Origin of the sequence: Amycolatopsis sp. 505, assembly GCF_031625235.1 — a bacterium.
In the GTDB taxonomy this organism is placed as follows: Bacteria; Actinomycetota; Actinomycetes; order Mycobacteriales; family Pseudonocardiaceae; genus Amycolatopsis.
In genome coordinates this window covers 198,067-212,793 of sequence record NZ_JACKQP010000012.1, presented here as the reverse complement: position 1 = coordinate 212,793, position 14,727 = coordinate 198,067, and the positions used below count along the sequence as shown (strand labels likewise).

The following is a 14,727-nucleotide window of genomic DNA, read 5'->3' as shown; positions in this document are numbered from 1 at the left end:
GGTCTGGGTGTGGTGTCCGGGGAGGTTGGTCAGCCGGGCGACCGGCGGCTTGCCGCCGGTTGGGCTGTGGGATCGGTGATGATCGTAGAAGTGCAGCCACCCCGGCAGCGCCGCCCGCCGCAGTGTCTCCGTCGGGTAGAAGCAGGCGTAGGCCCACCCGTCGGCCAGCGTCCGGTGGAAACGTTCGATGCTCCTATGTTCGTCAAGCGGCGTTAGGGTGCGCTGGTTGTGGGCGGGGGTGTTGTTCGAGGAAGGTGGGCGTAGATCTCGCGGGCGATGTAGCGTTTGAGGCAGCGGATGATCTCGCGTTTGCTGAGTCCTTCGGTTGTCCGTCGTTCGACGTAGTCCCGGGTGGGTTGGTGGCGGCGCATCCGGACGATGGTGACGATGTAGAGGGCGCTGTTGGCGGCGCGATCACCGCTGCGGCTGAGGCGGTGACGTCCGGTGGTGCGGCCGCTGCTGGCTGGTTGCGGGGCGACCCCGCAGAGTTTGGCGAAGGCGGCCTCGCTGCGGATGCGGTCAGCGTTGTCGCCGGCGGTGACGAGGAACTGCCCGGCCAGTTCGATCCCGACGCCGTGAAGCTCGACCAGCTCCGGGGCTGTAGCGCGGACCAGCGCCTCGATCTGCTTGTCGAGGGTTTTGATCTCCTCGTCCAACGTCTTCCAGCGGCGGGCGAGGTCACGCAGTGCCGTGGTCACTCCGGCCGTGAGCAGCCGTGCGGGTGCTTCGATGAGGGCGAGGACGTCATCGGTTTCGGGATGCAGCTGCAGACATCGGTTGATCAGGGTCCTCTTGGTCAAGGCCACCAGGTCGTCACGCAGGGGTGAGGGTGCGCCGATCATCACGCCCCACAGGGTGTTGAAGGTTTGGGTCCTGGCCTTGACCGCGCTGGAACGGGTGATCCGCAGGGTGCGGATCACCTCGACGACACCGGACTTGGCTTTCGGGGTTGCGGTCGAGGTCTAGCCCAGGACAGCCCGGGCGATCTGCTCGGCGTCCAGGCGGTCGGACTTGCCGTCCATCCGGCGGGCCAGGCGGTTTGGCCGGTTGACCTCGATGACTCGGACATCGGCTGTGGTGAGGAACCTGCTCAGGGTGGCCCCGAACGACCCGGTGCTTTCGACACCGACCGCGGCAACGACACCGTGGCTGGTGATCCAGTCCAGCAGCTGGGCGTAGCCGCGGTCGCGTGCAGGGAACTCGCGGTGTCCGAGGAGCCGGCCGTGCTCATCGACCACGGCTGCGTAGTGGGTGTGCTTGTGCGTGTCGACGCCGCCGATGACACGGCCTGCAGAAGTTGTCATGCTGGAACTCGCTCCTCCGGTGTGTTCGCGCTGGCGGATGGGCGAACCGACCGGACGGGCGACAGGTCTGTGACGGGGCTTCTGATCCAAGCTCCTATCAGGTCAGACCCGTCTGGCCGGTGCGCATACGATGCTGCGCCCGGGCGGGCCGACAAATCGAACGCAGGACACCACGAACTACCCGTGGGTCACACCTTGGTCGGGGTCAGACCAGCCCGGCGCAGCACCAAGCCCAGTCTTCACAGATGCTTTGCCATTGGTCTGCGGCCGGTAAGGCCGGGTCCGCTTCGGGATAACGCCCAGCTCGGCGCATGTGTCTCGCCAAGCGTGGGACCGGTAAGCCGAGCCGTTGTCGGACAGAACTCGTTCAACGGTGACGCCCCGGTCGGCGAACCAGGCCACGGCCCGGCGCAGCACGGCGGTGGCTGTCACCGCGGTTTCGTCGGTGTGGATTTCGGCGTAGGCGAGCCGGGATGATCGCGTTCGTAGCGGCGCTGCGGTTCGCCGGTGACCCGGTCGATGCGGGACAGGCGGTTGATCCGGTTCACAACCGGAGGCTTTCACCTGTCTGCACGACAGGCCGCCAGTGGTCACCTCAACTCGGGACAACCTCCCTGGGCATCACAGCTAGGAAAGCTTGACCGAGTCCAGCAGTGTTCTCGCGTAACCGGTGACGGCCGCCTCGACCTCCCCACGCCCCAAGGAAGTGCAGTCCACCACCAAGACCACATTGGACTTCCGGGCGACGAACACGACCAGGCTCCCGTGCGTGCTGATCCGGGCCTCGTCGCCGACTCCGGGCACCGGCGTGTCCGCACCGAGCGTCAGCCCCGCGGACGGCCCCTGATACCGGGTGACTCGCGACGCCGCCTCGCGTTCGGCTTCCCTGGTGCCACTGCTGTTCCCGCTGCGCCGGTACAACGAGTACCGCGCCTCGACCTCGGGCGGGCCGTTCCAGACGCAGTCGGTTCCTTCTACGTCACCGGGTCCGCTGAGGTGCGCCGGTGTTCCCCCGGCGAGGCCCGGCAACCGCGGACACGCGGCCGGGAGCGACGCTGCTTCGTGCCGTCCCGGCCACCACGGGCTGAGCCACGGCCGCCAGGTCACCGCGAGCGCGGCCGCCAGGGCCACGACGGCCAGGGGCGCACCCCAGCGGACCCACCGCCGTCCTGTCATCGGCCCCTCCCGATGTCCGGTCACCCGCAGCGTAACCGAGCGGCATCCGGGGCAGGCCCGCTGGTCCATCCGGGTGGAAGCGACCGAACCTTGTTGACCGTTGGCGAACTCGCGCGTTGCCTGGTAAGGCCGGACGAGGGGCCCGGCAGGGGGCGCATGGGGGATCAAGCACGCGTGAACCGTCGTGCGCTGAACAACAGCCACTAGGGGGTAGTGGAATTGTTCCATCGCAAACGCATTTCCATGGCCGGCATCCTGGCCGCATTTCTCACGTTTTCCGGAATCATCGTGCAACCGGCCGCCGCGGCCGGGTTTTCGGACAACGCCATCGGGGATTCGGTGGTCGCCACCATCGTGAACCGCGAAAACCACAACTGCCTCGACAGCGACTACAACGGAAACGTCTACCTGAACCCGTGCGGCGCGCGGGATTACTTCCAGCACTGGGAGGCGGTGGGCCACACGCTCGTCAACGTCCAGACCGGCCGGTGCCTGGACAGCAACGACGCCGGTGACGTCTACACCTTGGAGTGCAACAACGGCGAGTACCAGCAGTGGGGTGGCGGCGGCGAGCACGTCGTCGGCAACCGGAAGACGCTGCTGGCCGTGACCGCGCTCGACGAGCACTCGGTGCACGCCTACGGCCCGATCGGGCTGGACTCGCAGCTCTGGGACACGCACCTGACCGACGGTGTCTGCGATCCCGACCCGCTGACGATGAAGATCGACCAGGTGCTCGAGGACGACTGGACGAAGATCCAGGACACCCAGCAGAGCACCGAAGGCCTCGCCGGTCCGTGGGACTGGAAGGTGACGAAGGGCGTCGGCACGCACATCACGGCGTCCACGACCGCCACCGTCGGCGCGGAATTCGCCGTCGGGCAGTTCAAGGCGTCCGCGTCGGGAAGCATCACCGAAGGGGTGGTGCACGACATGACCTACACCGTCGAACTGCCGTTCCACGCAATCATCCCCCAAGGCCAGGTGATGTACGCGAATTACGGCGCACACCGGCACAACGTCCTGTTCCACTGGCACCGCAGCGCGAAGGACTGCACCGATCTGGAAAGCGGCCAGTACAAATTGACCGTCCCGTTCGCGCAGGGTTTCTACTGGCGTTGCGAAACGCGCTTGGACCCCGATTGCCGCCGGAAGATCGAAGCGGCGAACAGCGGGACCAGCCGGGCCCGGCTCGAAGCGTCGTTCTACCCGTACTACGAGGGGCTCGAACTGGGCCCGCCGACCGAGCCCCCGCCGCCGGTCCGCAAGGCGACCAGCGTCGGCTACACCGGCCCGACGACGGCGGCCTACCACGACGCGATCATCGCGTCCGCCAAGGTCACCAGCGACGGTCGGCCGGTGGGCGCGGGCCTGGTCACGTTCACCCTCGGCCGCAGCAGCTGCGTCGCCGGCGTGAGCCCCAGCGGAACCGCGTCGTGCCCGATGGACATCACGGACACGCCCGGCGCGGCCACGATGCGGGTCGGCTACGGCGGGACGGCGGACTTCTTCCCGAGCGCCACGAGCGCGCCGTTCACCATCACCAAGGCACCGACGAAGCTCGTCTACACCGGCACCAAGCACATCGCCAACGGCGAGCCCGCCCACCTGGCCGCCGTGCTGACCGAGAACGGGCGCCTCACCGGTCCCCTCGCGGGCCGCGCGGTGCACCTCATCCTCGGCCAGGGCGCGACGCAGCAGGCGTGCGACGCGACGACGGACACCGCCGGCGCCGCGCAGTGCGACATCCCGTCGGCGGACCAGCCGCTGAACGACACCGCGACCGTGCCGGTCGGGGCGGCCTTCGCCGGGGACGAGTTCTACCTGCCGTCCAGCGACGCGGCCCAGGCCCGGCTGCAGTACTACACCGGGCGCGCGGTCGGACTGGACGCCTCGGTGAACCTGCCGTTGCTGCCGCTGAAACTGGGGCCGGCCCCGGACACCGGCCCGGTCCGCACCGCCACGGCGTCGCGGACGACCACCCCGTGCACGGCGTCGATCGGCGTGCTGGTGGTCAACGCGCACGCGTTGTGCCCGCAGGTCGTCACCACCCTGCGGCCGGGCACGATCTCGTCGACCGTGCGCGTCGACGACGTCCACGTCGGGCTGCCGGGCCTGCCGGTGATCGACATCGCCGGGCTCACCGCGACCTCGACCAGCACGTGCACCGCCGCCACCGGCTCGGCGACGATGACGCTGAAGATCGCCGGGGTCCAGGTGACGGTGCCGACCCAGCCGAACAGCACGATCCCGCTGGCCGGCGGCGGGAAGATCGTCGTCAACGAGCAGAAACCGGTGGCGGACGCCGATCTCGGCCTGGCCGAGACGGCCGTGCACATCGTGCTGCCGGGGCTGACCGGCAACCTGGTCGACATCACCGTCGGCTCGGCGGCCAGCGCGTCGCACAACTGCACCTAGCCGGGAGTGCCCCTCGGACCACGGTTCGAGGGGCACCACCCGACGACCTGGCTCGTAACGGTGGCCGGTGCCTCCGACGACACTTCGCCGTCGATGGCCGGGTGCCTGGTCGAGATCGAGCACGTGCTCACCGCGATGACCGACGAGCTGCCGGAGTCGCCGCTCCTGCCCGACGCGGACGCGGCCGCCCACCTGGCCGCCGTGGATCCGACTGTCCGTCGGCACCGGCGCGCGGTCACTGGCGGAGGTGCGGCTTTCGCTGCCCGGGGGTTACCTGCTCCGCGTGCTGGCGGCTGGGCGGGAACGCGGGCACGTCGCTCTCACCGTCTCGTCGTCCTGCCGAACCCGAAAGTTTCGGTGGGAATTCCGTTCTTTTCGAAACGGACACGGTGGGGAATAACCACAATTCCGGTCCGACGATTGGTTGACGTTTGTCCGGATCGAGAATAAGCTGCTGCCACCCTGGGAGCGCTCCCACATGAACCGCACGTTCTTCCGAGAATGGAGGCTCATTCCATGCGCAGGCGCACCTTCTTCGGGGCCGGCACCGGACGGCGGGGGCTCATCGCCCTCGTCACCGCCGGGCTGGCCTGCCTGTTCGTCGGGGTTCCCACCGCCTCGGCGCACGGGACCATCGTCGACCCCGCCACCCGCGCCTACCAGTGCTGGAAGGATTGGGGCAGCCAGCACACGAACCCCGCCATGCAGCAGCAGGACCCGATGTGCTGGGCGGCTTTCCAGGCCAACGCCGACACCATGTGGAACTGGATGAGCGCGTTGCGGGACGGGCTGCACGGCAACTTCCAGGGCGCGACGCCCGACGGGCAGCTGTGCAGCAACGGCCTGTCTCGCAACAACTCCCTGAACACCCCCGGCCAGTGGCGGACCACCACCATCGGCAGCAACTTCTCGATGCACCTCTACGACCAGGCCAGCCACGGCGCCGACTTCATCCGGGTCTACGTCAGCAAGAACGGCTACGACCCGGCCACCCAGCGCCTCGGCTGGGGCAACCTGGACCAGGTGACGCAGACCGGCCGCTTCGCCCCGGCGAAGGACATCACCTTCAACGTCCAGACCTCCGGCTACCGCGGGCACCACGTCATCTTCACGATCTGGCAGGCTTCCCACCAGGACCAGACGTACATGTGGTGCAGTGACGTGAACTTCGGCTGACCGCATTCGGCTGACCGCATTCCGGGCCGCATCGAACAGCCGTGGCGCTGTTCGATGCGGCACGGCCGTGTTCTTTCCTGACCGATTCCGATCGGTTCCCTTCGGAACCCTGGCCGGTTCCCCGGGCGAGGTGTTACCCAATGTCTCGAAGCTGCGCAGGGATCCGGGAAGGAACGAACCGATGAAACCGACCCACTCCGTGCTCCGCAGGACGCTTTCCAAGGCGGTGCGGTTCCTGGCGCTGACCGCACTGGCCGGCGGACTGCTGGCCGCCGTCCCGCCGCAGGCCCAGGCGGCCACCTCCGGGTTCAAGGGCGTCAACTGGGCCGACACGCGGGACAACTTCGTCAACGGCGTGCTGTACATCTCCGGGCTCGGCGCCTCCGACACGTACTCCTCGGCCGCCGCCACGGCCGACCAGGTCGTCGGCCAGCTGTACTCGATCACCGGGGCCGGCACGGTCCGGATGCCGATCAACGAACCGACGGTCGCCGGCTACTGGGGCACCTACACCGGGGCAATCGACACCGCACTCAGCAAGGGCAAGGTGATCCTCGCCTACTGGGCCTACACCGGCGGCAAACCCACGGACACCGGCCGGTTCCAGCAGATGTGGGACACCGTCGTCGCCAAGTACGGCAGCAACCCGAACGCCTACTTCGAGGTCATCAACGAGCCGTACGCCTACAGCGCTTCCGCGCTCAACGACTTCTACGCCGCCTGGTTGGCCCGGTACCCCGGCGTGCCGCGCGGCCGGGTCATCCTCGACGGCACCGGGTACGCCCAGAACGTGCCCGCGGTCGGCGGCGACCGGCGGCTCGACGGGACGCTGCTGGCGGCCCACGACTATTCGTTCTTCGCCGGCTACGAAAGCGAAACCGAGTGGGCCGACCACCTCGGCGGCTACATCGGCGCGTACGCGGACCGGACCGTGGTCACCGAGTGGGGCGGCCCGATGTCGCCCGGCAGCAAGAACGGCGTGCACTACGACACGCTCGACTACAGCATCCCGAGCGGGTCGTTCTTCGCCGACTACATCCGGGGCGTCAGCGGCAAGATGCGCAGCCTCGGCGTCGGCAGCGTGTACTGGCCGGGCCTGCGCGACGGCGACTGGTACAGCATGACGACCAAGGCGGGCACCGGCCCGGGCATCAAGCTGTCGCTGTCCAACCCGAGCGGGCTGACCCGGCTGCGGTACGCGTGGGGCCTGGGCGACGGCGGCGGCACCTACGTCCGGATCGTCAACGCCGCCACCGGCCTGTCCGTCGACGGCCTGGGCCGCACGGCCGGTGGCTCCCCCGCCGGCCAGGCGAGCGCCGACCCCGGCCGCGCCGACCAGCAGTGGGTGATCGAGAACGCCGGCAACCGCGTGCGGATCAAGAACCGCGCCACCGGCCTCTACCTCGACGGCGCGGGCCGCACCACCAACGGCGCCGCGGCGGCCCAGTACGCCGGGAGCGGCAGCGGCAACCAGCTGTGGTCGGTGGTGACCGACGCGAACAACGTCCGCATCCGCAACAGCAGCACCAGCCTGTACCTCGACGGCATGGGCCGCACCGGCAGCGGCGCCGACGTCGGCCAGTACGGCGACAGCGGCAGCGCCAACCAGCGGTGGCGCATCGTCGCCGCCGGCTGAAGTGTCACCCGGACGGGGCCGGTTCCCGGTCCCGTCCGGCCTTTCTGCACCGCATCGTCGCATTTGCACGCTGATTGCTGCCCGCACGCATGTTTTGCGGAGCGCAACGGCGTCAACCCGTGATCGAGCACGCCGTCGCGGGAAGGAACGAAGATGCGAGCGCTGACCGTTGTGCCGGAACAGAAGGGCTCCCTGCAGGTCGCCACGGTGCCCGACCCGCAACCGGCGCACGGCGAGCTGCTGGTGCGCGGCCTCGCGCTCGGCGTGTGCGGCACGGACAAGGAGATCGCCCGCGGCGAGTACGGCTGGGCGCCACCCGGCCGGGACCGCCTGGTGCTGGGGCACGAATCACTCGGGCAGGTGATCACCCCCACCGGCGACTTCGCCGAGGGCGACCTCGTTGTCGGCGTCGTCCGGCGGCCCGACCCGGTGCCGTGCGGCGCGTGCGCGGCCGGCGAGTTCGACATGTGCCGTAACGGCCGCTACACCGAGCGCGGCATCAAGGAGATCGACGGCTACGGCAGCGAACTGTGGACCGTCGAGGCGGATTACGCGGTGCGCCTCGATCCCCGCCTGCGGGACGTCGGCATGCTGATGGAACCCACGACGGTGGTCGCGAAGGCGTGGGAGCAGATCCAGCGCGTCGGGGAACGCGCGTGGTTCGAACCGAAGCGGGTGCTGGTGACCGGCGCCGGCCCGATCGGGCTGCTCGGCGCGCTGCTGGGCGTCCAGCGCGGCCTCGACGTCCACCTCCTCGACCGCGTCACCGACGGTCCCAAGCCCCGCCTGGCCGAGGCGCTCGGCGCGACCTACCACCACGAGCCGATCGAGAAGGTGCTGGCGTCGCTGGAGCCGGACATCGTCCTCGAAGCCACCGGCGTCGGCTCGCTGGTCTTCGACGCGATGGCGGGCACCGCTTCCTACGGCATCGTCTGCCTCACCGGCGTCTCCTCCACCGGCCGCAGCCTGATCGTGGACGCCGGGACGATCAACCGCGAGCTCGTCCTCGAGAACGACGTCGTCATCGGGTCGGTCAACGCCAACCTGCGCCACTACCGGGCCGCCGCCGACGCACTCGGCCGCGCGGACCCGGACTGGCTGGGCGGGCTCGTCACCCGGCGGGTGCCCCTGAGCAAGGCGGCCGACGCCTTCGAAGCGGGCGACGACGACGTCAAGGTCGTCCTCGACCTCGAGCGCTGATCGCCGTGGCCCTGATCGAGGACTACGCCCTCCTGGGCGACCTGCACACGGCCGCGTTGCTCTCGCGCGACGGCGCGATCGACTGGCTGTGCCTGCCGCGCTTCGACTCTCCGGCCTGTTTCGCCGCCCTGCTGGCCGACGAGCACGCCGGCACCTGGCGGCTCGCCCCGGCGAGCGGCGGGCCCGCGACCCGGCGCTCGTACCGCGGCGACTCGCTGATCATGTCGACCGAGTGGGACACCCCCGACGGCACCGTCCGCGTCCTGGACTTCATGCCGCCGCGCGGGGAAGCCGCCGACGTCGTCCGGATCGTCGAAGGCGTGTCCGGCCGGGTGCCGATGCGCATGCTGCTGCGGCTGCGGTTCGACTACGGTTCCGTCACCCCGTGGGTCCGTCAGGAGGAGGGCGGGTTCGTCGCGGTCGCCGGCCCGGACGCGATCCGGGTGCGCACGCCGGTGCCGCTGCACGGCGAGGACATGGCCACGCACGCCGAGTTCACCGTCACCGCCGGGGAGCGCGTCCCGTTCGTCCTCACCCACAACGCCTCCTACCGGCCGCGGCCGCGGCTCGCCGACGCCGAAGCCGCGCTCGCCGACACGGAACGCTTCTGGGCGGACTGGATCGGCCGCTGCCGGTACCGGGGACAGTGGCCGGACGCGGTCCGGCGCGCGCTGATCACCCTCAAGGCCCTCACCTACGCCCCGACCGGCGGCATCCTCGCCGCCGCGACGACGTCACTGCCGGAACAGCTCGGCGGGCCGCGCAATTGGGACTACCGCTACTGCTGGCTGCGCGATTCGACGTTCACCCTGCAGGCCCTGATCGGCACCGGCTACCACGACGAAGCCCGCGCCTGGCGGGAATGGCTTGTCCGCGCGGTCGCCGGCGACCCGGCCGACCTGCAGATCATGTACGGCCTCGACGGCACCCGCCGACTCCCGGAGTCCACTTTGGACTGGCTGGCCGGCTACGAAGGCTCGGCGCCGGTCCGGGTCGGCAACGCCGCGGCGGACCAGTTCCAGCTCGACGTCTGGGGCGAGGTCCTCGACGGGCTGCACCTGGTCCGCGAAGCCGGGCTCCCGACGTTCCACCCGGCCTGGGACCTGCAGCGCGGCCTGCTCGACTTCCTCGAAGGGCACTGGGACCAGCCGGACAACAGCCTCTGGGAGGTCCGCGGCGACCGGCGGCACTTCGTCCACTCCAAGGTGCTGGCCTGGGCCGGCGTCGACCGCGCGGTGCACACGGTGCGGGCGCACGGTCTCGACGGCCCGGTCGAGGACTGGCGGGCGCTGCGGGAGAAGATCCACCAGGACGTCTGCGCGCACGGGTACGACGCCGGCCGCAACACGTTCACCCAGTTCTACGGCTCGCGCGGGCTGGACGCGGCGCTGCTGCTCATCCCGCGCGTCGGCTTCCTGCCGGCGGAGGACCCGCGGGTCCGCGGGACGGTGGACGCGATCCGGGCCGAGCTCGCCCACGACGGGTTCGTCCGCCGCTACGACGCCGACGCGGACGGCGGGGTGGACGGACTGCCCGGCGGCGAAGGCAGCTTCCTGGCCTGCAGCTTCTGGCTCGCCGACGCGCTCCACGCGACCGGCCGCCCCGACGAGGCCCGCTCGCTGTTCGAGCAGCTTTTGGGACTGCGCAACGACGTCGGGCTGCTGTCGGAGGAGTACGACACCGAGCTGGGACGCCAGGTGGGCAACACGCCGCAGGCGTTCAGCATGGTCGGGCTGGTCAACACGGCCCGGCAGCTCTCGGGGTCGCAGACCGGCACGAACGCTCCGGGCGAGGACCAGCTCTCCTAGCTCGTGTCCGACTCCCGCGGCGGCTGGAGTCTAGCTCCGCCACGACCGGCCGGTGCCGAACGCCCGCAGGAACGTGCCGACGATGACGATCGCGGCCTGAGCGTCATTCAGGGGTAGCTTGTCCTTTGTGGACAGACCCACCAGTGCTCCCAGGACGCTGCCGGGCCAGCGGTCCGGCAGCCCCGGCTGCAGGTAGCCCTCGTCGGCGGCCCGCTTCAGGAACCGATCGACCTCTTCGACCGCGCGCATGCGGCGGGCCCAGATCTCCGGGTCTGAGCGCATCCGGCTCACCTCGGTCGGCCAGGTGCGGTTGACCTTGACGACCCCCAGAACGTACCGGTCCATCGCCTCCGGCACCGGCGCCTCCCAGAACCGGGCCGCCTCGATCGCCGCTTCGATCGCGTCCAGGCGGGCCTGGTAGACCGCGGACAGGAGCTCCTCCCGGCTCGTGAACCGGCGGTAGACGGTCCGACGGTCGACGCCGGCCTCCGCCGCGATCGCCGCGATGCTCGTGGCCGGGTCTTCGGCGAGCATGCGGGCGCCCGTGGTCAGCAGCAGTTCGAGATTTCGCGCGGCGTCTGCTCTCACTCTCCCACCCTAGCATTAACTGTCACACCGGCGAGGCATTTAAGTGCTACAGTGATGTGACAGATCGACTTAGGGAGCAGCAGTGGTCACCTACCAGGACCTCTTCATCGGCGGCACGTGGACCGCCCCGAGCAGCACCGAGCTGCTGGACATCCGTTCGCCGCACGACAACTCCGTCCTCGGCCGCGCCGCGCAGGCACTGCCCGCGGACGTCGACCGCGCCGTCGCGGCCGCCCGGAAGGCCTTCGACGAGGGCCCGTGGCCGCGCACCTCGCCCGCGGAGCGGATCGCCGTCGTCCGCAAGCTGGCCGCCCTGCGCGAGAAGCGCGCCGACGAGATCGCGGCGCTCATCTCCGCGGAGAACGGCTCGGCGCTCTGGTTCACCGAGGCCGGCCAGCCCGGCCTGACCCGGCAGGCCAACGCCTACCTGAAGGCCGCCGAGGAGTTCGGCTGGGAAGAGACCCTGGAGCCGTCGGATCCCGCCGCGCCGTTCCGGTCGGTCGTGCGCCGGGAAGCGATCGGCGTGGTCGCCGCGATCATCCCGTGGAATTCGCCGTTCTCCTCGGCGTCCGCCAAGATCATCCCCGCGCTGCTCGCCGGCAACACCGTGGTGCTGAAGGTCTCGCCGGAGAACACGCTCAGCATGAACCTGCTCGCGGAACTGCTCGCCGAGACCGGCCTGCCCGAGGGCGTCATCAGCGTCCTGCCCGCCGACCGCGAGACCAGCGAATACCTGGTGAAGCACCCGGACGTCGACAAGATCGCCTTCACCGGGTCCACCCGCGCCGGGCGCCGCATCGCGTCGCTGGCCGGGGAGCGGCTCAAGCGGGTCAGCCTCGAACTGGGCGGCAAGTCGGCCATGATCATCCTGCCCGACGCCGACCTCGGCGCGGCGATCCAGGGCGTCAAGTTCGGATCCCTGCTCAACAACGCCGAATCGTGCATCGCGCAGACGCGCATTCTCGCGCCGCGCAGCCGCTACGAGGAGGTCGTCGCCGGGCTGAAGGAGCTGGTCGAGTCGCTCGGTGTCGGCGACCCGGCCGACGACGGGACGTTCATCGGCCCGATGATCCGCCGTGACCAGCAGCAGCGGGTCCTGGACTACATCCGCCTCGGCGTCTCCGAGGGCGCGCGGCTGGTCACCGGCGGCCCGGACGTCCCGGCCGGGCTGGAAACGGGCAACTACGTCACGCCGACGCTGTTCGCCGACGTCGACAACTCGATGCGCATCGCGCAGGAGGAGATCTTCGGCCCGGTCCTGGTCGTGATCGCCTACGACGACGAGGACGACGCCGTCCGCATCGCCAACGACTCCGAGTACGGCCTGTCCGGCGGGGTGTGGTCGGCGGACCCGGCCCACGCGCTCGCCGTCGCCCGCCGGGTGCGGACCGGCACGGTCACGATCAACGGCGCGCCGATCGGCTTCGACGGCCCGTTCGGCGGGTTCAAGGCCAGCGGCCTCGGCCGCGAGTACGGCGCCGTCGGGCTCGGCACCTACACCGAATACAAGACGATCACCGTTCCGGCCGCGAAATGACGCTCGACACCCCCGTCAGACCCGCGGTGCGGCCGGCGATGACGGCGCTGATCCTCGCCGTCCTGCTGGCCGCGCTGGACCAGACCATCGTCGCCACCGCCCTGCCCCGGATCGCCCGCGACCTCGGCGGGTTCCGGGACATCGCCTGGATCACCGCGTCCTACCTGCTCGCCTCGACCGCCGCGACGCCGCTGTGGGGCAAGCTCGGCGACCTGCTGGGACGCAAGCGCCTCTACCTCGTGGCCACCACGGCGTTCCTGGTCGCGTCCGCGCTGTGCGGGCTGGCGCAGGACCTGCCCCAGCTGATCGCCGCCCGCGCCCTGCAGGGGCTGGCCGGCGGCGGCATGATCGTCCTGACGTTCGCTCTGGTCGGAGACATCGCGGCGCCCGCCGAGCGCGGGCGCCACCAAGGCCGGTTCGGCTCGGTCTACGGCGTCGCCAGCATCGCCGGACCGCTGCTCGGCGGCCTGTTCACCGACCACCTGTCGTGGCGGTGGGCGTTCCTGATCAACGTCCCGGTCGGGCTGGTGGCCGTGGTGCTCGCGGCGCGGGCCCTGCCCACGACGGCCCGGCGGGCGCCCGTCCGCATCGACTACGCTGGGGCGCTGCTGCTGGCCGGGGCGGCCACGGCGCTGGTCCTGATCACCTCCTTCGGCCCGCGGTGGGGCTGGACGTCCCCGGGCACGCTGGCCCTCGCGGGCGGGGTGATCGTCCTCATCGGACTGGTGGTCCCGGTCGAGCGGCGCGCGGCGGCCCCGGTGCTGCCGTTCTTCCCCTCGCGCACGGTCGTCGTAGCCGCGGCCGTCGGGTTCATCGCCAACGTGGCCATGTTCAGCGTCCTGGTCTACCTGCCGACGTACCTGCAGGTCGCCGACGGCGTCTCGGCGACGCTGTCCGGGGTGCACCTGCTGCCGCTGGTGCTCGGGCTGGTCGTCAGCCAGTCGCTGGCCGGGCGGTGGGTCGCCGAACCGGGTCGCGTGCGGGGCGTCCTGGTGACCGGCATGGCGCTGAACGTCGCCGGGCTGCTGTTGCTGAGCACCCTGGCGCCGGGGACGGCGCAGCCGGCGCTGATCGCGTACTTCGCCATCACCGGCGTCGGGATCGGCATGGTCCCGATGGTGGCGCTGACGGCGGCGCAGAACGCGGTGCCGGCCGCCGACATCGGGGCGGCGAGCGCGGTGGTCACCTTCGCCCGGTCGATCGGGGCGGCGTTCGGGGTGGCCGTCTTCGGCAGCCTGCTCGGCGAGGACGTGGCCGGGCACCTCGGCGGCGCGTTCCTCGCGCTCACGCCGGTGGTCGTGCTCGGCACCGTCCTCGCCGCGCTGATTCAGCCCTTTTCGGCGAAAGCGGCGAAGAGCCCGGGCTCGTAGGAGCCGCCCTTCTGGTGCAGGATCACGGCCAGCCGGTTGGCGGCGTTGATCAGGGCGACCAGCGCGATCAAGGCGGCGACCTGCTCGTCGTCGTAGTGCTCGCGCACCCGGGCCCAGGTCGCGTCGGACACGCCTTCGGCGGCGTCGGCGAGCCGGGTGCCCTCCTCGGCCAGCGCGAGCGCGGCCCGCTCGGCCTCGGTGAAGACCGTCGACTCCCGCCAGGCGGCGACCAGCGCGAGCCGGACCGCCGACTCCCCGGCCGCGGCGGCCTCCTTGGCGTGCATGTCGAGGCACCAGCCGCAGCCGTTGATCTGGCTGGCCCGCAGGCTGACCAGTTCCTGGGTGACCTTCGGCAGCGGCGAGCGGTCGATGACCTGGCCGAGGCTCGCGAACCGCTTGCCCAGCCGGGTGCCGGTCTCGGTGGAAAACAGGTCGAGGCGGGTGTCCATGGCTTCGTCCTCACTGTGTCGTCGGGCGGAACGACCTCAAGACACCGGCGAGGCGGAGCTTGTGA

The 14,727-nt window shown here is 70.6% G+C and carries 12 protein-coding genes and 2 pseudogenes; 7 read left to right on the top strand and 7 right to left on the bottom strand.

Features of this window, described 5'->3' with window-relative positions:
• Positions 1-6: 6 nt before the first annotated feature.
• The 5 genes and pseudogenes from H5965_RS38345 to H5965_RS38325 form a co-directional block, all read right to left on the bottom strand.
• Positions 7-189: pseudogene (locus H5965_RS38345) on the bottom strand (IS481 family transposase); the annotation flags it as partial.
• 23 nt (positions 190-212) lie between these two features.
• Positions 213-920: a transposase gene (locus H5965_RS38340; protein ID WP_310975944.1), complete on the bottom strand. Its 708-nt coding sequence runs from the start codon at positions 918-920 to the stop codon at positions 213-215.
• A 42-nt stretch (positions 921-962) separates the two neighbouring features.
• Complete coding sequence (locus H5965_RS38335) at positions 963-1,304, bottom strand: transposase (protein WP_310975943.1); 342 nt, start codon at positions 1,302-1,304, stop codon at positions 963-965.
• Positions 1,305-1,553: 249 nt separating this feature from the next.
• A pseudogene (locus H5965_RS38330) lies at positions 1,554-1,778 on the bottom strand (DDE-type integrase/transposase/recombinase); the annotation flags it as partial.
• A 153-nt stretch (positions 1,779-1,931) separates the two neighbouring features.
• Positions 1,932-2,480 (bottom strand): hypothetical protein, encoded by a 549-nt coding sequence (locus tag H5965_RS38325; protein WP_310975942.1) that lies wholly within the window; start codon positions 2,478-2,480, stop codon positions 1,932-1,934.
• 243 nt (positions 2,481-2,723) lie between these two features.
• Here H5965_RS38325 and H5965_RS38320 point away from each other — a divergent pair, with 243 nt between their 5' ends.
• The 5 genes from H5965_RS38320 to H5965_RS38300 all read left to right on the top strand — a co-directional run bounded on the left by H5965_RS38320 (position 2,724) and on the right by H5965_RS38300 (position 10,718).
• A complete protein-coding gene (locus H5965_RS38320) occupies positions 2,724-4,898 on the top strand; it encodes a choice-of-anchor P family protein (RefSeq protein ID WP_310975941.1) in 2,175 nt (724 codons plus the stop codon).
• A gap of 516 nt (positions 4,899-5,414) precedes the next feature.
• A complete protein-coding gene (locus H5965_RS38315; RefSeq protein WP_310975940.1) occupies positions 5,415-6,074 on the top strand; it encodes a lytic polysaccharide monooxygenase in 660 nt (219 codons plus the stop codon).
• A 181-nt stretch (positions 6,075-6,255) separates the two neighbouring features.
• Entirely contained in the window at positions 6,256-7,710 is a 1,455-nt protein-coding gene (locus tag H5965_RS38310; protein ID WP_310975939.1) for a ricin-type beta-trefoil lectin domain protein, read from the top strand.
• Between the two features lie 153 nt (positions 7,711-7,863).
• A complete protein-coding gene (locus H5965_RS38305; RefSeq protein ID WP_310975938.1) occupies positions 7,864-8,910 on the top strand; it encodes a glucose 1-dehydrogenase in 1,047 nt (348 codons plus the stop codon).
• 5 nt (positions 8,911-8,915) lie between these two features.
• The gene (locus H5965_RS38300) at positions 8,916-10,718 is read left to right on the top strand and encodes a glycoside hydrolase family 15 protein (RefSeq protein WP_310975937.1); all 1,803 of its coding nucleotides are present in this window, start codon (positions 8,916-8,918) and stop codon (positions 10,716-10,718) included.
• A 30-nt stretch (positions 10,719-10,748) separates the two neighbouring features.
• On the opposite strand, the gene H5965_RS38295 is transcribed toward H5965_RS38300, so the two are convergent.
• Positions 10,749-11,306, bottom strand: a complete 558-nt coding sequence (locus H5965_RS38295) for a helix-turn-helix domain-containing protein (RefSeq protein WP_310975936.1) — start codon at positions 11,304-11,306, stop codon at positions 10,749-10,751.
• 82 nt (positions 11,307-11,388) lie between these two features.
• Here H5965_RS38295 and H5965_RS38290 point away from each other — a divergent pair, with 82 nt between their 5' ends.
• Together H5965_RS38290 and H5965_RS38285 are read left to right on the top strand one after the other, a co-directional pair.
• Positions 11,389-12,843: an aldehyde dehydrogenase gene (locus H5965_RS38290; protein WP_310975935.1), complete on the top strand. Its 1,455-nt coding sequence runs from the start codon at positions 11,389-11,391 to the stop codon at positions 12,841-12,843.
• 38 nt (positions 12,844-12,881) lie between these two features.
• On the top strand, positions 12,882-14,213 hold the full coding sequence (locus H5965_RS38285; protein WP_310975934.1) for an MDR family MFS transporter: 1,332 nt from the start codon (positions 12,882-12,884) through the stop codon (positions 14,211-14,213).
• On the opposite strand, the gene H5965_RS38280 is transcribed toward H5965_RS38285, so the two are convergent.
• Complete coding sequence (locus tag H5965_RS38280) at positions 14,171-14,662, bottom strand: carboxymuconolactone decarboxylase family protein (protein WP_310975933.1); 492 nt, start codon at positions 14,660-14,662, stop codon at positions 14,171-14,173. The two genes, H5965_RS38285 and H5965_RS38280, sit on opposite strands and share 43 nt — an antisense overlap.
• Positions 14,663-14,727 lie beyond the last annotated feature (65 nt).

What these genes read in the sequence shown, in the direction of transcription:
- H5965_RS38335 (WP_310975943.1), bottom strand. Translation starts at nt 1,304, where the DNA reads ATGACAACTTCTGCAGGCCGTGTCATCGGCGGCGTCGACACGCACAAG.
- H5965_RS38325 (WP_310975942.1), bottom strand. Translation starts at nt 2,480, where the DNA reads ATGACAGGACGGCGGTGGGTCCGCTGGGGTGCGCCCCTGGCCGTCGTG.
- H5965_RS38320 (WP_310975941.1), top strand. Translation starts at nt 2,724, where the DNA reads ATGGCCGGCATCCTGGCCGCATTTCTCACGTTTTCCGGAATCATCGTG.
- H5965_RS38315 (WP_310975940.1), top strand. Translation starts at nt 5,415, where the DNA reads ATGCGCAGGCGCACCTTCTTCGGGGCCGGCACCGGACGGCGGGGGCTC.
- H5965_RS38310 (WP_310975939.1), top strand. Translation starts at nt 6,256, where the DNA reads ATGAAACCGACCCACTCCGTGCTCCGCAGGACGCTTTCCAAGGCGGTG.
- H5965_RS38305 (WP_310975938.1), top strand. Translation starts at nt 7,864, where the DNA reads ATGCGAGCGCTGACCGTTGTGCCGGAACAGAAGGGCTCCCTGCAGGTC.
- H5965_RS38285 (WP_310975934.1), top strand. Translation starts at nt 12,882, where the DNA reads ATGACGGCGCTGATCCTCGCCGTCCTGCTGGCCGCGCTGGACCAGACC.
- H5965_RS38280 (WP_310975933.1), bottom strand. Translation starts at nt 14,662, where the DNA reads ATGGACACCCGCCTCGACCTGTTTTCCACCGAGACCGGCACCCGGCTG.